The organism is Cupriavidus sp. GW823-FHT07B10 (assembly GCF_058794355.1).
In genome coordinates this window covers 402,397-422,494 of sequence record NZ_JBXAGS010000006.1, presented here as the reverse complement: position 1 = coordinate 422,494, position 20,098 = coordinate 402,397, and the positions used below count along the sequence as shown (strand labels likewise).

21 protein-coding genes are annotated in these 20,098 nt (G+C 67.1%); 10 read left to right on the top strand and 11 right to left on the bottom strand.

The genetic code is table 11. The annotated features are described in order from the left end of the window. The first annotated feature begins 11 nt into the window (after positions 1–11). The 3 genes from AC1Q6V_RS16505 to AC1Q6V_RS16495 are packed head-to-tail and all read left to right on the top strand — an operon-like array spanning position 12 to position 3,700. Positions 12–2,618 (top strand): ABC transporter permease, encoded by a 2,607-nt coding sequence (locus AC1Q6V_RS16505; RefSeq protein WP_454749326.1) that lies wholly within the window; start codon positions 12–14, stop codon positions 2,616–2,618. 24 nt (positions 2,619–2,642) lie between these two features. After that, complete coding sequence (locus AC1Q6V_RS16500; RefSeq protein WP_010809157.1) at positions 2,643–3,059, top strand: group II truncated hemoglobin; 417 nt, start codon at positions 2,643–2,645, stop codon at positions 3,057–3,059. A gap of 44 nt (positions 3,060–3,103) precedes the next feature. Continuing rightward, positions 3,104–3,700, top strand: a complete 597-nt coding sequence (locus AC1Q6V_RS16495) for a DUF924 family protein (protein WP_454749327.1) — start codon at positions 3,104–3,106, stop codon at positions 3,698–3,700. Positions 3,701–3,724: 24 nt separating this feature from the next. On the opposite strand, the gene AC1Q6V_RS16490 is transcribed toward AC1Q6V_RS16495, so the two are convergent. The 10 genes from AC1Q6V_RS16490 to AC1Q6V_RS16445 form a co-directional block, all read right to left on the bottom strand. Then, complete coding sequence (locus AC1Q6V_RS16490; protein ID WP_010809155.1) at positions 3,725–4,309, bottom strand: LOG family protein; 585 nt, start codon at positions 4,307–4,309, stop codon at positions 3,725–3,727. Beyond that, the gene (locus AC1Q6V_RS16485; RefSeq protein WP_454749328.1) at positions 4,306–5,007 is read right to left on the bottom strand and encodes a TetR/AcrR family transcriptional regulator; all 702 of its coding nucleotides are present in this window, start codon (positions 5,005–5,007) and stop codon (positions 4,306–4,308) included. The genes AC1Q6V_RS16490 and AC1Q6V_RS16485 overlap by 4 nt, the downstream gene beginning before the upstream one ends. Positions 5,008–5,108: 101 nt before the next feature. Next, the gene (locus AC1Q6V_RS16480; RefSeq protein ID WP_010809153.1) at positions 5,109–5,594 is read right to left on the bottom strand and encodes a diacylglycerol kinase; all 486 of its coding nucleotides are present in this window, start codon (positions 5,592–5,594) and stop codon (positions 5,109–5,111) included. Further along, positions 5,521–6,642 (bottom strand): glycosyltransferase family 4 protein, encoded by a 1,122-nt coding sequence (locus AC1Q6V_RS16475; protein ID WP_439671469.1) that lies wholly within the window; start codon positions 6,640–6,642, stop codon positions 5,521–5,523. The genes AC1Q6V_RS16480 and AC1Q6V_RS16475 overlap by 74 nt, the downstream gene beginning before the upstream one ends. A gap of 61 nt (positions 6,643–6,703) precedes the next feature. Beyond that, positions 6,704–7,678: a UDP-2,3-diacylglucosamine diphosphatase gene (locus tag AC1Q6V_RS16470; RefSeq protein ID WP_011614848.1), complete on the bottom strand. Its 975-nt coding sequence runs from the start codon at positions 7,676–7,678 to the stop codon at positions 6,704–6,706. Between the two features lie 119 nt (positions 7,679–7,797). After that, positions 7,798–8,778, bottom strand: coding sequence for an esterase/lipase family protein (locus tag AC1Q6V_RS16465; RefSeq protein ID WP_454749329.1), 981 nt, complete (start codon positions 8,776–8,778; stop codon positions 7,798–7,800). Beyond that, entirely contained in the window at positions 8,775–9,311 is a 537-nt protein-coding gene (locus AC1Q6V_RS16460) for an RDD family protein (protein WP_011614849.1), read from the bottom strand. Before AC1Q6V_RS16460 ends, AC1Q6V_RS16465 begins: the two co-directional genes overlap by 4 nt. Before the next feature lie 120 nt (positions 9,312–9,431). Next, positions 9,432–10,211: a DUF3106 domain-containing protein gene (locus AC1Q6V_RS16455; protein ID WP_454749330.1), complete on the bottom strand. Its 780-nt coding sequence runs from the start codon at positions 10,209–10,211 to the stop codon at positions 9,432–9,434. Between the two features lies 1 nt (position 10,212). Next, positions 10,213–10,644: a DUF3619 family protein gene (locus tag AC1Q6V_RS16450; RefSeq protein WP_011614851.1), complete on the bottom strand. Its 432-nt coding sequence runs from the start codon at positions 10,642–10,644 to the stop codon at positions 10,213–10,215. Continuing rightward, on the bottom strand, positions 10,641–11,258 hold the full coding sequence (locus tag AC1Q6V_RS16445) for an RNA polymerase sigma factor (protein ID WP_454749367.1): 618 nt from the start codon (positions 11,256–11,258) through the stop codon (positions 10,641–10,643). Before AC1Q6V_RS16445 ends, AC1Q6V_RS16450 begins: the two co-directional genes overlap by 4 nt. Before the next feature lie 328 nt (positions 11,259–11,586). Between AC1Q6V_RS16445 and AC1Q6V_RS16440 the strand changes: the two genes are divergently transcribed. From AC1Q6V_RS16440 to AC1Q6V_RS16410, 7 genes are all read left to right on the top strand, one after another. Next, entirely contained in the window at positions 11,587–13,350 is a 1,764-nt protein-coding gene (locus AC1Q6V_RS16440; RefSeq protein WP_041687231.1) for an acetolactate synthase 3 catalytic subunit, read from the top strand. Continuing rightward, positions 13,350–13,841 (top strand): acetolactate synthase small subunit, encoded by a 492-nt coding sequence (gene ilvN, locus AC1Q6V_RS16435; RefSeq protein ID WP_010809144.1) that lies wholly within the window; start codon positions 13,350–13,352, stop codon positions 13,839–13,841. The genes AC1Q6V_RS16440 and ilvN overlap by 1 nt, the downstream gene beginning before the upstream one ends. A 123-nt stretch (positions 13,842–13,964) precedes the next feature. Further along, entirely contained in the window at positions 13,965–14,981 is a 1,017-nt protein-coding gene (gene ilvC / locus AC1Q6V_RS16430; RefSeq protein WP_010809143.1) for a ketol-acid reductoisomerase, read from the top strand. 246 nt (positions 14,982–15,227) lie between these two features. Beyond that, positions 15,228–15,878, top strand: coding sequence for a phosphatidylserine decarboxylase (locus AC1Q6V_RS16425; RefSeq protein WP_010809142.1), 651 nt, complete (start codon positions 15,228–15,230; stop codon positions 15,876–15,878). Positions 15,879–15,903: 25 nt separating this feature from the next. Next, positions 15,904–16,803: a CDP-diacylglycerol--serine O-phosphatidyltransferase gene (gene pssA, locus AC1Q6V_RS16420; protein ID WP_010809141.1), complete on the top strand. Its 900-nt coding sequence runs from the start codon at positions 15,904–15,906 to the stop codon at positions 16,801–16,803. Positions 16,804–16,927: 124 nt separating this feature from the next. Continuing rightward, positions 16,928–17,431, top strand: coding sequence for a peptidoglycan-binding protein LysM (gene lysM, locus AC1Q6V_RS16415; RefSeq protein ID WP_010809140.1), 504 nt, complete (start codon positions 16,928–16,930; stop codon positions 17,429–17,431). 335 nt (positions 17,432–17,766) lie between these two features. After that, positions 17,767–19,308 carry a 2-isopropylmalate synthase gene (locus AC1Q6V_RS16410; protein WP_010809139.1) on the top strand — a complete coding sequence of 514 codons (1,542 nt, stop codon included), beginning with the start codon at positions 17,767–17,769 and terminating at the stop codon, positions 19,306–19,308. A 98-nt stretch (positions 19,309–19,406) separates the two neighbouring features. On the opposite strand, the gene AC1Q6V_RS16405 is transcribed toward AC1Q6V_RS16410, so the two are convergent. Then, positions 19,407–19,934: a hypothetical protein gene (locus AC1Q6V_RS16405; protein WP_010809138.1), complete on the bottom strand. Its 528-nt coding sequence runs from the start codon at positions 19,932–19,934 to the stop codon at positions 19,407–19,409. Between the last annotated feature and the right edge of the window lie 164 nt (positions 19,935–20,098).

The window sequence follows — 20,098 nt, the reverse complement described above, 5'->3', positions numbered from 1 at the left end:
CAAAGCAACCGATGCCTCCCGAGTCCGCCATCGAAGCCCCGGCCACGGCCGCCAACCCCGCCGGCACGCGCCCCGCGCATGGCGGTCGCTTCTCCGCCTGGGGCCAGGCGCTGCGCATGGCGCGGCGCGACTGGATTGCCGGCGAGCTCTACCTGCTGCTGTTTGCGCTGGTGCTGGCCGTGGCCGCGCTGACCAGCGTGGGCTTCATGGCCGACCGCATGCGGCTGGGCCTGGAGCGCGACGCGCGCCAGATGATCGCGTCCGACGTACTGCTGGTGGCTGACCAGCCTTTCGATGCCGCCTTCGCGCAGCGTGCGCAAGCGGCGGGGCTGGCCGTGGCCCAGACCGTCACCTTCCCGAGCATGGCGACTGCCAACGGCAAGGCGCCGGCCGGCGGCGACGCGCCCAGCCAGCTGGCCGCGCTCAAGGCGGTGACCGACGGCTATCCGCTGCGGGGCAAGCTCAAGGTGGCCAGTGCGGCGGGGGCGCCGGATGCGCCCGCCGAAGGCATTCCCGCGCCGGGCACGGTATGGGTCGACGAGGCGCTGCTGGGCGCCCTGGGGGTTGCCGTGGGCGACACCCTGCAACTGGGCAGCCGCAGCTTCCGCATCGACCGCATCATCACGCAGGAGCTTGATCGCGGCACCGGCTTCATGAACTTCGCGCCGCGCGTGCTGATGCCGCTGTCGGACCTGGACAGCACCGGGCTGATCGGCTGGGGCAGCCGCGTGACCTACCGGCTGCTGGTGGCCGGCCCCGACGCCGCCGGCGCTGCCTTCCAGAAATGGGCGCAGGACGAGATCGGACGCCGCAAGCTGCGCAATACCCGGGTCGAGTCGCTGGAGTCGGGCCAGCCGCAGATGCGTGCCACGCTGGACCGCGCCGAGCGCTTCCTGTCGCTGGTGGCAGTGCTGTCGTCGATGATCGCGGCGGTGGCCATCGCCATGTCGGCGCGCCGCTATATGCAGCGCCACACCGATGCCTGCGCGGTCTACAAGTGCCTGGGGCTGTCGCGCGGGCAGATCCTGCGCGCCTTCGGCCTGGAGTTCCTGCTGGTGGGGGCCGCGGGCGCGCTCGCCGGGGTGCTGCTCGGGTACCTGGCGCACTATGGCCTGCTGCTGTCGCTGGGCGGGCTGCTGCGGGTGTCGCTGCCGCTGCCGTCGCTGCTGCCGGCACTGGTGGGCGTGCTGGCGGGGCTGGTGCTGCTGGCCGGGTTCGCGCTGCCGCCGCTGCTGGCGCTGACACGGGTGGCGCCGCTGCGGGTGCTGCGCCGCGATATCGGGTTGCCGCCGGTGTCGGCCTGGGTGGCCTATGCACTGGGCCTGGGCGCCTTTGTCGCGCTGCTGCTGGTGGCGGCGCGCGACCTGCGGCTGGGGCTGACCACCGCGGGCGGCTTTGTCGCCGCGGGCGTGGTCTTCGCGGTGCTGGCGCTGGGGCTGCTGACGCTGCTGTCGCGCCTGCTGCGCGGGCGCCTGCGCGGGCGCGCGGCGATGGGCTGGCGCTTTGCGCTGGCGGTGCTGGAACGCCGCCGCGCGGTCACGGTGCTGCAGACCGTGGCGCTGGCGGTGGGGCTGATGGCGCTGCTGCTGCTCGGCATGACCCGCAACGACCTGGTCGATTCGTGGCGCCAGGCCACGCCGGCCGACGCGCCCAACCGCTTCATCATCAATATCCAGCCGGACCAGCGCGAACCGTTGCGCCAGATGCTGGCCGGCGCCGGCATCAACGACCTGCTCTACCCGATGGTGCGCGGGCGCCTGACCCATATCGGCGAGCGCGCCATCCGCGGCGACAGCTTCGAGGACGGGCGCGCGCGCAACCTGGTCGAGCGCGAATTCAACCTGTCCTATACCGATGCGCTGCCCGAGGGCAACCGCGTGATTGCCGGGCGCTGGTCCAACGGCCCGGACGCCGGCGCCTCGGTGGAAGAGGGCATCGCCAAGACGCTGGGCATCCGGCTTGGCGACACGCTGCGTTTTGACGTGGCCGGCCAGGCGGTGCAGGCCCGCGTGACCTCGCTGCGCAAGCTGGACTGGGGCTCGATGCGGGTCAATTTCTTCGTGATCCTGCCGCCGCAGGCGATGCAGGGGCTGCCCGAGACCTACATCACGTCGTTCCACCTGCCGCCCGCCAGCACGGCGCTGGGCAACCGGCTGATCGCGGCCTTCCCCAACATCACCGTGGTCAATACCGACCTGATCCTGCGCCAGATCCAGGACATCCTGGACCAGGTGATCGCGGCGGTGGAGTTCCTCTTCGTGTTCACGCTGGCCGCCGGCGTGACCGTGCTGTACGCGGCGCTGTCCGGCGCGCGTGACGAGCGCATGCGCGACGCGGGCCTGCTCAAGGCGCTGGGCGCCTCGGCCGCGCTGGTGCGCCAGACCCAGTACGCCGAGTTCCTGGTGGTGGGCGGCCTGGCCGGATTCCTGGCCAGCCTGGGCGCGATCGCGGTGGGCTGGGGCCTGTCGCAGTTCGTCTTCGATTTCCCGTACCGCTTCAATGCCTGGATCGTGCCGGTGGGCGTGGTTTCTGGCATGCTGTGCGCTTTTGCCGGCGGCTGGCTGGGCCTGCGCGAAGTGCTGCGCCAGCCCGCGCTGGCGACCTTGCGTGATGCCTGAGTGGCTGCGCTGTTTGAGTGTGTGATGAGTACTGAATCCAACGACAAGCCCGGCACGGCCGAGGTGACTGCATTTGAGCTGGTGGGCGGCGAAGCGCGCGTGCGCGAGCTGGTCGACCGCTTCTACGACCTGATGGACCTGGAGACCCAGTTCGCCGGGCTGCGCGCGCTGCACCCGCCCTCGCTGGAGGGCTCGCGCGACAAGCTGTTCTGGTTCCTGTGCGGCTGGCTGGGCGGTCCCAACCACTTTATCGAGCGCTTCGGCCACCCGCGCCTGCGCGCGCGCCATATGCCGTTCGAGATCGGCGTGAGCGAGCGCGACCAGTGGATGCGCTGCATGGCGCTGGCAATGCAGGACATCGGCCTGTCCGAAGACCTGCAGCTGCGCCTGATGCAGGCGTTCTTCCAGACCGCCGACTGGATGCGCAACGTGGCGCGCTGAGGCGCCGCCGCTCCCTTCTTTCAACCGAAAGGTTTCGCAAGTTCATGACAGACCAACTGCCTGAAGACGCCGTGCGTTTGCTCGATTTGTGGTTCGGCCAGCCCGGTTCTGCCGCCTGGAATACCGAGCGCCCGCAATGGTTCACCAAGTCGGACGCCTTCGATGCGCAGATCCGCACCAACTTCCTGTCCGACTGGCAGGTCGCCTGCGACGGGGCCCCGGACGACTGGTCGGTCACGCCCGAAGGCGCCTGCGCGCGCGTGGTGCTGCTGGACCAGTTCCCGCGCAACATGTTCCGCAACGATCCGCGCAGCTTCGGCAGCGATACGCTGGCGCTGGCACTGGCCAGGCGCATCGTCGCCACCGGCATGGACCGCAAGCTGCCGACGGACTACCACCGCATGTTCTGCTACATGCCGTTCGAGCATTCCGAGGCGCTGGAGGACCAGGACGAGGCAGTGCGTCTGATGACGCAGCTGCGCGAGGCCAGCGGCGGCGTGGTGGATGTGGTGGAGTGGGCCGAAAAGCACCGCGCGATCATCGCGCGCTTCGGCCGCTTCCCGCACCGCAATGCGGTGCTGGGCAGGCAGAGCACAGAGCAGGAACTGGCGTTCCTGCGGCAGCCGGGCTCGTCGTTCTGAACCGGGCCGGCAGCAGGGGCGCGCTCAGGTCTTGTCGCGCGCCTGTTGCCACTTGTCGACGCGCACGCGCGGAGCGGCCGCCAGCTGGCCCAGCAGGCCGGCGGGCGTGTCTGCCACATGCAGCAGGTCGGCATGCACCTGCTTCATGAAGCCTTCCCGCACTGCGTGCGCAAGGAAACCCAGCAGGCCGTCGTAGAACCCGTTGACATTCAGCAGGCCCACCGGCTTGTCGTGGTAGCCCAGCTGCAGCCAGGTGAAGGTCTCGAACAGCTCTTCGAAGGTGCCCACGCCGCCCGGCATGGCGATAAAGGCGTCGGCACGGTCCGCCATCATCTGCTTGCGCTCGTGCATGTTGCGCACCACGTGCAGCTCGGTCAGGCCGCGGTGGCCCACTTCCTTCTGCATCAGCGCGTCGGGGATGATGCCGATGGCGCTGCCGCCATGTTCCATCACGGCGTCGGCGACGATGCCCATCAGGCCCACCTTGCCGCCGCCGTACACCAGCGCCAGGCCGCTTTCGGCCAGCGTGCGGCCTAGCAGGCGCGCGCCTTCGGCGTATTCAGGACGGTTGCCGGGGCTGGAGCCGCAATACACGCAGACCGATTTCACTTTGCTTCCTTTGCCGCGTCGGCTGCGGCCTTGGCTGCCGCGTAGTCGCGCGCCAGCTGGTCGAATGCGTCCCGGGCCCGGCCGCGCAGGTAGGGCGCCAGGATCGAGAAGATGTGGTAGCTCGATCCGTGCAGGTAGCCGCGAATCTGCTCGGGGTCGTTGTACTGGCGCGGATGCTGCACGAACTGGAACGACAGCCAGTAGGTGGCGATCACCACCATGTTGGTGCAGATGGCCTCGACCTGCTCGGCCGTGGCTTCCATCTCGCCGTCGTCGATGAACTGGCGGCAGATCTCGTGCGCAAAGCGCTTCTTCTGCTCGACGATGCGCTTGAAGTTGGTCTCCAGCATCCGGTTGCGCGCCAGCAGGTCGTTGATGTCGCGGTACAGGAAGCGGTAGTTCCACAGGAACTCGGACATGTACTGCAGGTAGCCCCAGCTTTCGTCCAGCGTGGCCTTGTGGTCGTCCGGCATCTTCAGGCGCCGCTCCATCTCCTGCTCGAAGCGCACGAAGATGGAGTTGATGATGTCGTCCTTGTTGCGGAAGTGGTAGTAGAGATTGCCGGGGCTGATCTCCATGGCTTCCGCAATCGTCGTGGTGGTGACGTTGGGTTCGCCGACTTCGTTGAACAGGCGCAGCGAGACGTCGAGGATGCGGTCCCTGGTGCGGCGGGGGCCGGTTTGCGGTTTCGGTTCCATGGGCGTCCGGGCGATCGGTGCGATCAGTAAGTCGGGGGCAGGGTAGCGATTATAAGCAATCGGCCCGGCCACCCCATCCGGCATCCCCGGCGAGTGACGGATCAGCCCGCCAGCGTCCGCACCCAGCGCACCACGTGCGGCCCGGCGATGGCGACCCAGGTGCCGCCGCACAGCACCAGCGCCAGCATTACCGCGGCGCTGCCGAAATCCTTGGCACGCTTGGACAGGCTGTGCCGCTCCAGCGAAATGCGGTCGATTGCCGCCTCGACGCTGGAATTGAGCAACTCGACGATCAGCACCACCAGCAGCGTGCCCAGCAGCAGGATGCGCTCGACCACGTCCACCGGCAGCAGGAATGCCCACGGCGCCAGGATTGCCACCAGCGTCAGCTCCTGGCGGAACGCGCTTTCCTCGAGCACCGCATAGCGCAGCCCCGACAGCGAATTGATGGCCGCATGCCAGGCGCGCGTCAGGCCGCGGTTGGCCTTGTGGGGGTTCTGCTCGATCGAATAGTCAGCGCTCTGGACTGCCTGCGGCGGCCTCTGCAGAGGCGGGTCGGACGGCAGTTCCGGATGGGGTTTGGGCATGGTTTTGCGGGGCGGGTTGGGCCGCTGCGCTGTCGCGGCCTGGCTTGCCGGCAGCGAACGGCCGAAGATGGGCCAGGAACTGCTCGGAGGCGGCGCGCCACGAGAACCGCTCGGCGTGGGCACGTGCCGTGGCGCGGTCGATGCGCAGCGCTTCCAGGCAGGCTTCGCGCAGGTCTTCGTGCATCGCGCCGGCGGGGCTGTCGCCCAGCACATCGATCGGGCCGGTGACCGGATAGGCGGCCACGGGCAGCCCGCTGGCCAGCGCTTCCAGCAGCACCAGCCCGAAGGTGTCGGTACGGCTCGGGAACACGAACACATCAGCCGAAGCATACACCCGGGCCAGCTCGGGCTGGCTCAGCACGCCCAGGTAGTTGGCGCCCGGATAGCGCGCGCGCAGCGCCGGCAGCGCCGGGCCGTCGCCGACCACCCACTTGGAGCCGGGCAGGTCCAGCGCCAGGAAGGCCTCGACGTTCTTTTCCACCGCCACGCGGCCCACGTACAGGAAGATCGGGTGGGCGGTGTTGAGCACGTTGGGGCGCTGCAGCGTGAACACGTCCAGGTCCACGCCGCGCGTCCACAGCACGGCGTTGGTGATGCCATAGCGCCGCAGGTCGTCCAGCACCACCGGGGTGGGCGCCATCACCGCCTGGGCCGGGCCGTGGAACCAGCGCAGGAAGCGGTACGTCCATGCCAGCGGGATGCCGAAGCGCGCCTGCACGTATTCCGGAAAGCGCGTGTGGTAGGCGGTGGTGAAGGGCAGCCGGCGGCGGAGCGCGTGGCGCCGCGCGGCCAGGCCCAGCGGCCCTTCGGTGGCGATATGCAGGGCGTCCGGAGCGAAGGCCTCGATGCGGCGCTGCACGCGCGCCGCCGGGAACAGCGACAGGCGGATCTCGGGGTAGGTCGGGCACGGCACGGTGCGGAATTCCAGCGGCGTGATCATGTCGACCGTGTGGCCCATGGCCTCGAGTTCGCGGCGCGTGGACTTGAGCGTGCGCACCACGCCGTTGACCTGCGGTTCCCAGGCATCGGTGACGATCAGGATCTTCATGCAGCCTCCTCGGGCGCGGTGGAAGGGCAATGTGGTTGGGGCAAACGGTGGCAGGCCGGGATCAGCCCGCCACGGCGGCGCGGCGACGGCGGCGCGTGGCCGGGGCCGGCGCGTCCAGCAGCGTGGTCCAGTAGACGATCTTCAGCTCGCCTTCCATGGTCTCGACCAGTGCCGACAGGCTTTCGACCCAGTCGCCGTCGTTGCAGTAGAGCTGGCCATTGACCTCGCGGATCTCGGCCTTGTGGATATGGCCGCAGACCACGCCATCGCAGCCGCGGCGGCGCGCTTCATCGACCATCGCGCTCTCGAAGGCGCCGATGTAGTTGACGGCGTTCTTGACCTGGTGCTTGAGGAACTGCGACAGCGACCAGTACGGGAAGCCCAGGCGCGCGCGCAGCCGGTTGAAGTGGCGGTTCAGCGCCAGGATCACCGTGTACAGCGAATCGCCGAGGTAGGCCAGCCAGCGCGCGTGCTGCACCACGCCGTCGAACAGGTCGCCGTGCACCACCCACAGCCGGCGCCCGGAGGCGGTGACATGCACCGCCTCTTCGCGCACGGTGATGTCGCCGAAGGCCATGCCGTCGAACTGGCGCGCGGCCTCGTCGTGGTTGCCGGGAACGTAGATCACTTCAGTGCCCTTGCGCGCCTTGCGCAGCAGCTTCTGCACCACGTCGTTGTGGCTTTGCGGCCAGTACCAGCCGCGGCGCAGCTGCCAGCCGTCGATGATGTCGCCGACCAGGTAGAGCTGGTCGGATTCGTTGTGCTTGAGGAAGTCCAGCAGGTAGTTGGCCTGGCAGCCGGGCGTGCCCAGGTGGATGTCCGACAGCCAGATGGCGCGGTAGCGCTGGATCGGGTGCGGCTCGGGCGGGTAGGTCTGCTGCTGTTCGCGCTGGGGTGCCAGCGCGGCATCCAGGGCCGGCGCCATGAAGGCGGTCAGCGGCGCGGCGCTGTCGCTGTCAGGGCTGCGGCGCAGCCATTGCGTCAGTTGCGCGGTCTTCGACAAATACCCGCGGGCAGATCGGATTGCTTGCACCATGGCAGTCCCGGTTGCGGCGATGGCTGCATTCAGCCAGCCCGCGATGACGGTGCCGTGACGGAAACATGACTGACATATGAATCGTGGCGGAAGTGGAACAGTCCTGGCTGGCGCAGGTGTCAGTGCCCGCGCGCGGACAGCTCCGCGAGGGCGTCGAGTACCGCACGCACCGCGGCGGGATGGCGCAGCAGCGTGACATGACCGATGCCGGCCAGCGCAATATGCCCGGCGCCGTCGAGCCAGCCGGTGCAAGGCGGCCCGGCGATCGAGTCATGCCAGCTGAAGATCGAGATCATGCGCGCACGGCGGCGCGGGGTTTCCGCGGCGGCGAGCGCGCGCAGCCAGGGGCTGCCGCAACGCATCTGGCGCGCATTGGCGCCGCCGCCAAAGCGCGCCAGCGCGCTGCCGTGGTGGGGGCTGCCCAGCGTCACCACGCCGGCGCAGACGTCTTCGTCGCCCGCCAGCTGCAGCGCGGCGCGCGCGGCCAGCCCGCCCATGCTGTGGCAGACCAGCAGCGGCGGGCGTCCGGCCTCGGCTGTGATGCGCCGCATGGCGGCCAGCAGCGTGCGCGCGTAGTCGTCGATGTCGCCGAACACCGGCTTGAGCTCGATCCCCTCGCAGCGGTAGCCAGCGGCGGCCAGTGCCGGCTGCATGTCGAGCCAGATGGCCTGCCCGCAGGCGTAGCCGTGCACCAGCAGCACCGGCGGGGCGTCGCGGCCGGGCAGGGCATCGAGCGGTGCGGCAAAGGGCGCGTGCGCGCGGAATGGCTGCAGCCAGTCGAACATGCGCAGCACGGCCACGCACTCGGCCGCAAAGCAGCGCAACGCCTCAGGCAGGCGCAGCGGACGGCGCGTGGCGGCGAGTTCAAGCGGTGGTGCGGGCGGGTGATTGCCGCGTCCGACCCACAGGCCGCGCCCGCTCAGGGCGAAAGCGAAGGCAATGCCGCTGGCGAAGCTGCCGAGGATGGCCGCCACACCGGCGGCGACCGCGCCGGGCCATGGCCATCCGGCCAGTTGCACCAGCCCGGCGGCGATGCCCAGCGCGGCGGCTGCCTGCAAGGTCACCGCAAGGCGGCGGATGCCGGCAGCCGACAGGCTCATGGCTTGGGCGGGCGCAGGTCGGTCAGCCGCGTGCCGGCCAGGCGGTCATGCAGGAACTGGCGGCGCGGATCCAGCCACGCCAGCAGGACCCAGACCAGCAGGCCGGCGCACAGCACCGCTACGAACGGCCCCTTGACCAGCCCCAGCATATGGCCGACTGCCGCCGATGGCGGCAGCCACAGCCATGCCAGCACGTAGCGCAGCGCCGCCTGCGGCCAGCGCGGCGGCACGCCGGCGGCGTTCTCGACGCGCATGCGCCAGGTCTGCATGGCCAGGGTCTGGCCGTTGCGTTGCCAGAACCAGGTGAAATACAGGCCCATCACCAGGAAGCTCCACACCTGGATCACGAGCGGCCCGTCCACACCAAGCTTCTGCAGCAGCGGTTGCACCAGCAGGTAGGCAGCGGTCGAGGCGCTCAGCACGCCGAACAGCAGCACGCCCTCATAGAGCATGCAGGCGATGCGTCGGCGCAAGGGCGGGGCGGCGGGGCGGGCGGCTGCGGCGGGCTTGGGATCGAGGGTGGCAGCGGGCATGGAAGGCGAAGAAGGCTGGGCTGGCGCACGGGGGCGTGGCGGTGCCGGCGCGGGTCAGTCGGGGCCGGCCTTGCTGCGCTGGCCGGCGTGAGACGGCCATTATGCCAAATGACGTGGGGATTACTGGCGCACGGTGGCGTCGGAAGCCGCGGCCGCTTCGGTGGCGACCTCGGCTGCGGATGCCGGTGCGGCGAGCGCTGCCGGTGCCGAGGCGGCCGGCGCCGAGGCGGCGGTCACGGCCGCGGGCGCGGAGGCCGGTTGCGCCTGGGCTTCGCTGGCGGGCTTGCCGGCAGCGTGGCCACTGCGACCCGCTGCGGCGCTGGCCGATTTCGGCTCGCGGTGGAACTCGCGGCTGGTTTCGCTGGGCAGGCGCTTGCCGCTGGGCAGCGCGCTGACAGCGCCGGGGCGGCGCGGCACGTGGTCGGTGGCGGCCAGCTTCTTTTTCTGCTCTTCAGGCAGCTGCTGGTACTTGTCCCAGGCCTCGGCCTTTTTCTCGGCCGGCAGCGAGCGGGTGATCTGGTAGTTCTCGCGCGCCAGCCGGCGTTGCTGCGGGGTCATCTTGACCCATTCCGCCATGCGCGCCTGCAGCCGGGCCTGCTCGGCCGGGGAGAACTTGGGGTAGCGCTCGGCGATGCGCAGCCACTTGTGGCGGTTCAGTTCCGGCAGGCTGTCCCACAGCGGCTGCAGCGGGGCCAGGATGCGCTGGTTGACCGGGCTCAGATCGGCCCAGGCCGGCCGGGCATTGGTTGCCTGCGCGGCCGCAGGCGCTGTCACCGCCGAAGCCCCCTGGGCATGCGCCGCGGGCGGCAGCAGGCCCCAGCAGGCGGCTGCGCCGGCACCGGCCAGCAGCGCGGCCAGCCGGCGGCGCAAGGCGTCGGGGTGGAATATTGCGCGCGCCATGCTATTGCCCGCGCTTCAGGAATACGTGGAAGCCCTCGTCGGCGTAGGCCGTGGGCGGCAGGTCGTCGAGCAGCATGGCGGCGTCGATATCGGCCAGTTCCTCGATGCGCTTCTGCTCCTGCCAGTGATAGATACCGATCAGGCCGGCGGCCAGCGCCACCAGCGTCCAGATCAGGCCAAGGCGGCGCAGCCAGGCGCCGGCGCGGTACAGCGGGGAGCTGTCTTCATCAAACAGCGGGACGTGCGCGCCGGGCATGGCCAGTTGCGGGACCAGCACGGGCGCCTCGGCCTTCTTGCGGGCGACCGCCATCCGGCGCGCAGCGGCGAGCCTTTCGGTGATGTCGGCCGGCAGGTCGTCGGTGCCGGCATCGAGTGCCGCCCGAATCTCTTGGGCAAACCGGCGTTCGCGGATTTCTTTTTCGTTTCTGCTCATAGTCGGACCCCCCGTGCGCGCAGGGCCTGCGCAAGTGTATGCGTGGCACGGGAACAGTGCGTCTTGACGCTGCCTTCGGAGCACCCCATTACGGCGGCGGTTTCGGCGACGTCCATATCTTCCCAGTAACGCATCAGGAATGCCTCGCGTTGACGCGTCGGCAGGCGCTGGATTTCCTGCTCGATGATGTGCATGACCTGGGCGCGCTCGACCTTGTCGGCGCTGCTTTCGGCCGATTCGGAGCCGGCCTGTGCCTCCAGCGTCTCAAGCAGGTCATTGTCGTCGCCGTCGCGGTCGTCGCGCAGGCTGGAAAACAGCGAGACCCAGGTGTTGCGCACCTTCTGGCGGCGGAACCAGTCGTGGATGGTGTTCTGCAGGATGCGCTGGAACAGCGGCGCCAGCTCGGCGGCGCCTTTGTCGCCGTACTTCTCGGCCAGCTTGATCATGGCGTCCTGGACAATGTCCAGCGCGGCGTCGTCGTCGCGGACCGCAAATACGGCCTGCTTGAAGGCGCGGCGCTCGACGCTGGCAAGAAAATCGGACAGTTCCTGGTCGGTGGCCATTCGGGCGGTTGCGGCTCGTTGCTGCGGGACAAATGCCCGGTTCTGGTGAATGTGCTGCGTACGGCCCGTGGCACATTCGAGGTGCTGCGATGCTAGCAAAAAAACGACCCCCTGTACCACTTTGTATTACTGCAAATACATTGCGGCGCGCAAAAAATCCGCCGCAACTCCGGAAAATCCCTCATGCGCAGGGCAAAAACAACCGTAGACCGCGCTGGTGCATTGCAGTATCATCGTCGGTTCACACGACATCAGTGGTTGTCTCATCCGGCCGCTTATGAGGCGGTCTTCCATGCAGACGCGCACCGCTTGAACCCGAGCCACAAGCCCGGCAGAGAGCATCCAAACAATTTTTTGCCGAAAATTGCAAAGGACTGAAATGAACATGCCCAGCGCGGAATTCTCCCACGCAGACAGCAATTCATCTGCCGCACCCGAAATGATCGGGGCGGAAATTCTCGTTCACGCACTTGCTGAAGAAGGCGTCGAGTACGTCTGGGGCTACCCCGGCGGCGCAGTGCTGTATATCTACGACGAGCTCCACAAGCAAACCAAGTTCGAGCACATCCTGGTGCGCCACGAGCAGGCCGCGGTTCATGCCGCAGACGGCTATGCACGGGCAACCGGCAAGGTGGGCGTGGCGCTGGTGACCTCCGGTCCCGGCGTGACCAATGCCGTCACCGGTATTGCCACCGCGTACCTCGACTCGATCCCGATGGTGGTGATCACCGGCAACGTGCCGACCCACGCCATTGGCCAGGACGCCTTCCAGGAGTGCGACACGGTCGGCATTACCCGCCCGATCGTCAAGCACAACTTCCTGGTGAAGGACGTGCGCGACCTCGCCGCGACCATCAAGAAGGCGTTCTTCATTGCCGCGACCGGCCGTCCGGGCCCGGTGGTGGTGGACATCCCCAAGGATGTCTCGCGCAATGCCTGCAAGTACGAGTACCCCAAGTCGATCGACATGCGCTCGTACAACCCGGTGAACAAGGGCCACTCGGGCCAGATCCGCAAGGCCGTGGCCCTGCTGCAAGGCGCCGAGCGTCCGTATATCTACACCGGCGGCGGCGTGGTGCTGGCCAATGCCAGCGACGAGCTGCGCCAGCTGGCGGCGCTGACCGGCCACCCGGTGACCAACACGCTGATGGGCCTGGGCGCGTTCCCCGGCACCAGCAAGCAGTTCGTCGGCATGCTCGGCATGCACGGCACGTATGAAGCCAACATGGCCATGCAGAACTGCGACGTGCTGATCGCCATCGGTGCCCGCTTCGACGACCGCGTGATCGGCAACCCGGCGCACTTCACCTCGCAGGCGCGCAAGATCATCCATATCGACATCGATCCGTCGTCGATCTCCAAGCGCGTCAAGGTCGACATCCCCATCGTCGGCAACGTCAAGGACGTGCTGCAGGAACTGATCGCCCAGATCAAGGCCAGCGATATCAAGCCCAAGCGCGAAGCGCTCGCCAAATGGTGGGAGCAGATCGAGCAATGGCGTTCGGTGGACTGCCTGAAGTACGACCGCAGCTCCGAGATCATCAAGCCGCAGTACGTGGTGGAAAAGATCTGGGAACTGACCAAGGGCGACGCCTTTATCTGCTCCGACGTCGGCCAGCACCAGATGTGGGCCGCGCAGTTCTACAAGTTCGACGAGCCGCGCCGCTGGATCAATTCCGGCGGCCTGGGCACGATGGGCGTGGGCCTGCCGTACGCGATGGGCATCAAGAAGGCATTCCCGGAAAAGGAAGTCGTCACCATCACCGGTGAAGGCTCGATCCAGATGTGCATCCAGGAACTGTCGACCTGCCTGCAGTACGACACCCCGGTGAAGATCTGCTCGCTCAATAATGGCTACCTGGGCATGGTGCGCCAGTGGCAGGAGATCGAGTACGACAACCGTTACTCGCACTCCTACATGGACGCGCTGCCCGATTTCGTCAAGCTGGCCGAGGCCTACGGGCACGTCGGCATGCGCGTCGAGAAGACGTCGGACGTCGAGCCGGCGCTGCGCGAGGCGTTCCGCCTGAAGGACCGTACCGTGTTCCTGGACTTCCAGACCGATCCCACCGAAAACGTCTGGCCGATGGTCCAGGCGGGCAAGGGCATTTCCGAAATGCTGCTCGGCGCGGAGGACCTGTAATGCGTCACATCATTTCGGTCCTGCTGGAAAACGAACCGGGCGCGCTGTCGCGCGTGGTGGGCCTGTTCTCGGCCCGCGGCTATAACATCGAGACGCTGACCGTGGCACCCACCGAGGATGCCTCGCTGTCGCGCATGACCATTGTCACCTCCGGCTCGGATGACGTGATCGAGCAGATCACCAAGCACCTGAACCGCCTGGTGGAAGTGGTCAAGGTGGTCGACCTGACCGAAGGCGCGCACATCGAACGCGAGCTGATGCTCGTCAAGGTGCGCGCGGTGGGCAAGGAGCGCGAGGAAATGAAGCGCACCGCCGACATCTTCCGCGGCCGCATCATCGATGTCACCGAGAAGACCTACACCATCGAGCTGACCGGCAACGGCGTCAAGCTCGATGCGTTCCTGGACGCCATCGACCGCACCGCCATCCTCGAGACCGTCCGTACCGGCGGCTCGGGCATCGGCCGCGGCGAGCGCATCCTGAAGGTCTGACCGGGCCCCGGCTCACCCATACGGCTTCACGCAGCATCCCCGGGGCGGCGCGATCCGGACGCACACGATGCGTCCGAGGATGCCGCCCCCCTCATACAAAAGACAGAGATTGAAGGAATCATCATGAAAGTGTTTTACGACAAGGACGCCGACCTCTCCCTGATCAAGGGCAAGAACGTCACCATCATCGGCTATGGCTCGCAGGGCCATGCCCACGCGCTGAACCTGAAGGATTCGGGCGTCAATGTGACGGTCGGCCTGCGCAAGAGCGGCGCGTCGTGGAACAAGGCTGCCAACGCCGGCCTGCAAGTGAAGGAAGTGGCCGAGGCCGTCAAGGGTGCCGACGTGGTCATGATCCTGCTGCCGGACGAGCAGATCGCCGACGTGTACAAGAACGAAGTGCACGACAACATCAAGGAAGGCGCGGCGCTGGCCTTTGCCCACGGCTTCAACGTGCACTACGGTGCCGTGATCCCGCGCGCCGACCTGGACGTGATCATGATCGCGCCGAAGGCCCCGGGCCACACCGTGCGCGCCACGTACACGCAAGGTGGCGGCGTGCCGCACCTGATCGCCGTGCACCAGAACAAGTCCGGCGCCGCCCGTGACATCGCGCTGTCGTACGCCACCGCCAACGGCGGCGGCCGTGCCGGCATCATCGAGACCAACTTCCGCGAAGAAACCGAAACCGACCTGTTCGGCGAGCAGGCCGTGCTGTGCGGCGGTACCGTCGAGCTGATCAAGGCTGGCTTCGAAACCCTGGTGGAAGCCGGCTACGCGCCGGAAATGGCCTACTTCGAGTGCCTGCACGAACTGAAGCTGATCGTCGACCTGATCTACGAAGGCGGCATCGCCAACATGAACTATTCGATCTCCAACAACGCGGAATATGGTGAGTACGTCACCGGCCCGCGCGTGGTGACCGAAGAGACCAAGAAGGCGATGAAGCAGTGCCTGACCGACATCCAGACCGGCGAGTACGCCAAGAGCTTCCTGCTGGAGAACAAGGCCGGCGCCCCGACGCTGATCTCGCGCCGCCGCCTGACGGCCGAGCACCAGATCGAGGAAGTGGGTGCCAAGCTGCGCGCGATGATGCCGTGGATCGCCAAGAACAAGATGGTCGACCAGTCGAAGAACTAAGCTGCATCGCTGTCTGATGGCCCGCGCCGCACGGCGGCGGGCCGAAGCCGTTCAGCGTTCCGTGCCACGCCCTTCTATTATCAGAGGGGAGTCGCGGGACCTGAACGGCTTTTTGTTATGCTTGTCAGACTTTGGGCAAGGCGTGCATTATCCTGCTCCGCGACCACGGGGGCGCCGCCCGATGGCGGCTATTGCCGCCGCCGCGCCGCCTTGCCATGGTCTTGTATCCACCGACACCTGTACTGCATGAACTATCCTCATCCGCTGATCGCCCGTGAAGGCTGGCCGTTCCTGGCCGGCGCCTTTGTCATCTCGCTGCTGGTGCACGCCAGCGCGGGCTTCTGGTGGGCGTTGCCGTTGTGGATCATCACGGTATTCGTGCTCCAGTTCTTCCGCGATCCGCCGCGCCCGATCCCGTCGCAGCCCAACGCGGTGCTGGCCCCCGCGGACGGCCGCATCGTCGTGGTCGAAAAGACCCAGGACCCGTACGCCGGCCGCGAGGCGCTGAAGATCAGCGTCTTCATGAACGTCTTCAACGTGCACTCGAACCGGGTCTCGGTCGATGGCGCGGTCGAGAAGGTCGAATATTTCCCCGGCAAGTTCGTCAACGCCGACATGGACAAGGCCTCGGTCGAGAACGAGCGCAATGCCGTGCTGATCCGGCGCGCTGCGGACGGCCAGCTGGTGACGCTGGTGCAGGTGGCCGGCCTGGTGGCTCGCCGCATCCTGTGCTACACCAAGGTGGGCGACAACCTCTCGCGCGGCCAGCGCTACGGCTTTATCCGCTTCGGCTCGCGCGTGGACGTCTACCTGCCGCTCGATGCGCGTCCGCGCGTGACCATCGGCGAGAAGGTATCGGCCTCGTCGACCATCCTCGCCGAACTCGACGTGAAGTGAGAGACAGCCTGACCGGAGGACTGTGATGGTTGCCTTCCATCGACGTAACAAGCGCAGCAGCAGCGGCAACGTGACCCACCTGCGGCCGTTCCGCCATAACCAGCTGCGCGGCGCCGACGACAACTTCGATGACGAAGCCGCCGACGACCACGACATCGTCTATCAGCGTCCGCGCCGGCGCGGCATCTACCTGCTGCCCAACGCGTTCACCACTGCGGCGCTGTTCGCGGGTTTCTTCGCCATCGTCCAGGCCATGAACATGCGCTTCGATGCGGCGGCCATCGCCATCTTCGCGGCGATGGTGCTGGACGGCATGGACGGGCGCGTGGCGCGCATCACCAATACGCAGAGTGCGTTTGGCGAGCAGTATGACTCGCTGTCGGACATGACCTCTTTCGGGGTTGCGCCGGCGCTGGTGATGTATGAGTGGATCCTGCATGACCTGGGCAAGTGGGGGTGGATCGCAGCCTTTGTCTACTGCACCTGCGCTGCGCTGCGCCTGGCGCGCTTCAACGCCAACATCGGCGTGGTAGACAAGCGCTTCTTCCAGGGCCTGCCCAGCCCGGCCGCCGCCGCGCTGGTCGCGGGCTTCGTCTGGCTGGTGATCGACAACAAGCTGCCGGTCAAGGAGCTGTGGATGCCGTGGGTGGCGTTCGGCATCACGCTGTACGCCGGCCTGTCGATGGTGTCCAACGCGCCGTTCTACAGCGGCAAGGCGCTTGACGTTCGCTACCGCGTGCCGTTCGGCATGATGGTGCTGGTCCTGGTGCTGTTCGTGGTGGTGTCCACCGATCCGCCGGTGGCGCTGTTCGGCCTGTTCGTGGCCTATGCGATCTCGGGCTATGTGCTATGGGCCTGGCGGGCGATGCACGGCAAGCCGGCCATCGAGAAGAAGCAGCGCGAGAACGGCGGCAAGGCTTCTTAGACGTTTCAGGCAGAAGGGCGCTCAGGCGCCCTTCATGCATTTCCGGATTCACAATTGTTTTCATGCCGCGGCCATCAAGGCGTGGCACTCTGCAGTGTTTTCCACTCACCGTCAGGAGGATGTCATGGGCATGTTCGACTTCATCAAGGAAGCGGGAGAAAAGCTGTTCGGCACGGGCGAGGCCAAGGCCGCGCAAGAGGCCGCCGCGGCGGATGCGTCGGCGGAGAAGGTCGATGCCGCCAATCGCGCCGCGGGCGATGCGATCGAGGGCTACATCAGGAAGATGGGCCTGGATGCCACCGGGCTGATGGTGCAGGTGGACGGCTCGCAGGGGCTGGTCACCGTGTTCGGCGTGGCACCGGACCAGGCCACGCGCGAGAAGATCATCCTGTGCGCCGGCAATGTCGAGGGCGTGGACAAGGTCGAGGACAAGATGTCCGTCAACGTCGAGTCCGCGGAATCGAGCTGGCATACCGTGGTCAAGGGCGACACGCTGTGGGCGATCTCCCAGGCTGCTTACGGCAACGGTGCCGAGTACAACAAGATCTTCGAGGCCAACAAGCCGATGCTGAGCCACCCGGACAAGATCTATCCGGGCCAGAAGCTGCGCATTCCGCCCAAGGGCTGATCCGTGCCGCTGGCGCGTCCGGGCAATATGGGCTAAACCCTGTATTGCACGGGCGCGCCAACTCGGCTATAGTCGCGGGCATGATTTCGCGCCAAGTCCTAATCGCCCGCACCACCCTAGGTGGCCTACTAGGCCATCAGGTCGGGACGCGCGCGCGCTAAGGACGGACTTACCCCTTAGCGCGAAATCCGCAAGGAATTTTTCCAACGCCCCGGCCTGCTCCATGCACGCCGGGGCGTTTTGCATTCCACAGCCGTGGAGCGCGGAACAGGCGGTAGGCCCCGGACGCAGCATGCCGGGGACAGCACACGACAAGCAATCAGGAGCTCCACAAAATGTCTGACAAACTCATCATTTTCGACACCACCTTGCGTGACGGCGAGCAGTCGCCCGGCGCCTCGATGACCCGCGAGGAAAAGATCCGCATCGCACGCCAGCTGGAACGCCTGAAGGTCGATGTGATCGAGGCCGGTTTCGCGGCGAGCTCCAACGGCGACTTCGAGGCCATCCGCTCGATCGCGCAGGTGGTCAAGGACTCGACCATCTGCTCGCTGGCCCGTGCCAACGACAAGGACATTGCCCGCGCCGCCGAGGCGCTCAAGCCGGCCAACTCGTTCCGCATCCACACCTTCATCGCCACCTCCGCGCTGCACATGGAGAAGAAGCTGCGCATGACGCCGGACGAGGTGTACCAGCAGGCCCGCCTGGCGGTGCGCTTTGCGCGCCAGTTCACCGACGATATCGAGTTCTCGCCGGAAGACGGCAGCCGCTCGGACATGGACTTCCTGTGCCGCGTGCTGGAAGGCGTGATCGCCGAGGGTGCGACCACCATCAACCTGCCGGATACCGTGGGCTATGCCGTGCCGGAAGGCTACGCCGAGCTGATCCGCTCGGTGCGCGAGCGCATTCCCAACTCGGACAAGGCGATCTGGTCGGTGCACTGCCATAACGACCTGGGCATGGCCGTGGCCAACTCGCTGGCCGCCGTCAAGATGGCGGGCGCGCGCCAGATCGAATGCACCATCAACGGCCTGGGCGAGCGCGCCGGCAACACCAGCCTGGAAGAAGTGGTGATGGCGGTGAAGACCCGCCGCGACTATTTCGACCTCGATATCGGCGTGGATACCACGCAGATCGTGCCGGCCTCGAAGCTGGTGTCGCAGATCACCGGTTTCGTGGTGCAGCCGAACAAGGCCGTCGTGGGTGCCAATGCCTTCGCGCATGCCTCGGGCATCCACCAGGATGGCGTGCTCAAGGCGCGCGACACCTACGAGATCATGCGTGCGGAGGATGTGGGCTGGAGCGCCAACAAGATCGTGCTGGGCAAGCTGTCGGGCCGCAATGCCTTCAAGCAGCGCCTGCAGGAGCTTGGCATCGAGCTTGAAAGCGAAACCGAAGTCAACGCCGCCTTCACCCGCTTCAAGGAATTGGCCGACCAGAAGGCCGAGATCTTCGACGAGGACATCGTCGCCATCGTCTCGAACGAGGCCCAGCACGATGCCAACGAGCACTTCCGCTTTATCTCGCTGTCGCAGCGCTCCGAGACCGGTGAGCGCCCGCATGCGCGCGTGGTGTTCAGCATGGACGGCCAGGAGCAGAGCGGCGAGGGCGAGGGCAACGGTCCGGTCGACGCCACCCTGCATGCGATTGAATCACGCGTGTCCAGCGGCGCAGAGATGGTGCTCTATTCGGTGAATGCCATCACCGGCGGCACCGAGGCCCAGGGCGAAGTCACCGTGCGCCTGTCCAAGGCCGGCCGCATCGTCAACGGCGTGGGCACCGACCCGGATATCGTCGCCGCCTCGGCCAAGGCCTACCTGGCCGCGCTGAACAAGCTGCACGACAAGGCTGTGCAAAAGATCAATCCGCAGATCTGACCCAGGCCCCTGCGTAAACGGCGGAAGGCTTACCCGGCCTGAGCGTCCGGACCAGGCCCGCCATTCCCGACCCGGGGATGGCGGGCTTTTTTCATGGCTCAGCGGCGGCGCTCGTCGGGGTCGTACATCGGGTCGGGCGTGATCTGGGTCTGGCGCAGGATGCCGGCGTCGTCGAAATAGAAGTGGTACAGCGACGGCCACACGTCTTCATGGCGGAAGCGGTAGGACCAGACCTCGCGCCGCATCAGCGGGTAGTACTCGACCGGCAGGCGCGTCATGCCGAAATGCTCGGCCACATCCTGCTTGGTCCAGGTGCCGACCTGCGCCTTGTACAGTTCCAGCGTGGACAGCACATTGCTGAAGCGGGTCAGGTTGCCGTTGCGGTCGAAGTCGGCACCATAGGCGTACTGGCCCAGCGGCTGCTTGGTGTAGATCCAGCGCGAGGTACCGTCGCGCAGCTGGAACACATCGGTGGGCGGCCCGAACGCAGCCTGTACTGCGGCCTGCGGCTGGCCCACCAGCCTGGTGCCTTCCGGTACCGGCATCAGCGTGGTGCAGGCAGACAGCATGGCGGCGCCCAGCGCCAGCATGAGCCGGCGCGCGCCGTTGGCGATGACAGAATTCATGGCGAACCTCGGTCGATGCGTGGATGGTGAATACCGCAAGTGTAGTGCGGCCTCCGCGCTTGTGTGCGCCGGGCGCTGCTTTTCAGTGGATCTTCCCGCAAGCTGGCGCTTTCCTCGCGGAAACGGCAGTCAATGATCGGGCCCGGTGGCATTTGCCCGCAACC

What these genes read in the sequence shown, in the direction of transcription:
- AC1Q6V_RS16505 (WP_454749326.1), top strand. Translation starts at nt 12, where the DNA reads ATGCCTCCCGAGTCCGCCATCGAAGCCCCGGCCACGGCCGCCAACCCC.
- AC1Q6V_RS16500 (WP_010809157.1), top strand. Translation starts at nt 2,643, where the DNA reads ATGAGTACTGAATCCAACGACAAGCCCGGCACGGCCGAGGTGACTGCA.
- AC1Q6V_RS16495 (WP_454749327.1), top strand. Translation starts at nt 3,104, where the DNA reads ATGACAGACCAACTGCCTGAAGACGCCGTGCGTTTGCTCGATTTGTGG.
- AC1Q6V_RS16485 (WP_454749328.1), bottom strand. Translation starts at nt 5,007, where the DNA reads ATGGAACCGAAACCGCAAACCGGCCCCCGCCGCACCAGGGACCGCATC.
- AC1Q6V_RS16480 (WP_010809153.1), bottom strand. Translation starts at nt 5,594, where the DNA reads ATGCCCAAACCCCATCCGGAACTGCCGTCCGACCCGCCTCTGCAGAGG.
- AC1Q6V_RS16475 (WP_439671469.1), bottom strand. Translation starts at nt 6,642, where the DNA reads ATGAAGATCCTGATCGTCACCGATGCCTGGGAACCGCAGGTCAACGGC.
- AC1Q6V_RS16470 (WP_011614848.1), bottom strand. Translation starts at nt 7,678, where the DNA reads ATGGTGCAAGCAATCCGATCTGCCCGCGGGTATTTGTCGAAGACCGCG.
- AC1Q6V_RS16465 (WP_454749329.1), bottom strand. Translation starts at nt 8,778, where the DNA reads ATGAGCCTGTCGGCTGCCGGCATCCGCCGCCTTGCGGTGACCTTGCAG.
- AC1Q6V_RS16460 (WP_011614849.1), bottom strand. Translation starts at nt 9,311, where the DNA reads ATGCCCGCTGCCACCCTCGATCCCAAGCCCGCCGCAGCCGCCCGCCCC.
- AC1Q6V_RS16455 (WP_454749330.1), bottom strand. Translation starts at nt 10,211, where the DNA reads ATGGCGCGCGCAATATTCCACCCCGACGCCTTGCGCCGCCGGCTGGCC.
- AC1Q6V_RS16450 (WP_011614851.1), bottom strand. Translation starts at nt 10,644, where the DNA reads ATGAGCAGAAACGAAAAAGAAATCCGCGAACGCCGGTTTGCCCAAGAG.
- AC1Q6V_RS16440 (WP_041687231.1), top strand. Translation starts at nt 11,587, where the DNA reads ATGAACATGCCCAGCGCGGAATTCTCCCACGCAGACAGCAATTCATCT.
- ilvN (WP_010809144.1), top strand. Translation starts at nt 13,350, where the DNA reads ATGCGTCACATCATTTCGGTCCTGCTGGAAAACGAACCGGGCGCGCTG.
- ilvC (WP_010809143.1), top strand. Translation starts at nt 13,965, where the DNA reads ATGAAAGTGTTTTACGACAAGGACGCCGACCTCTCCCTGATCAAGGGC.
- AC1Q6V_RS16425 (WP_010809142.1), top strand. Translation starts at nt 15,228, where the DNA reads ATGAACTATCCTCATCCGCTGATCGCCCGTGAAGGCTGGCCGTTCCTG.
- pssA (WP_010809141.1), top strand. Translation starts at nt 15,904, where the DNA reads ATGGTTGCCTTCCATCGACGTAACAAGCGCAGCAGCAGCGGCAACGTG.
- lysM (WP_010809140.1), top strand. Translation starts at nt 16,928, where the DNA reads ATGGGCATGTTCGACTTCATCAAGGAAGCGGGAGAAAAGCTGTTCGGC.
- AC1Q6V_RS16410 (WP_010809139.1), top strand. Translation starts at nt 17,767, where the DNA reads ATGTCTGACAAACTCATCATTTTCGACACCACCTTGCGTGACGGCGAG.
- AC1Q6V_RS16405 (WP_010809138.1), bottom strand. Translation starts at nt 19,934, where the DNA reads ATGAATTCTGTCATCGCCAACGGCGCGCGCCGGCTCATGCTGGCGCTG.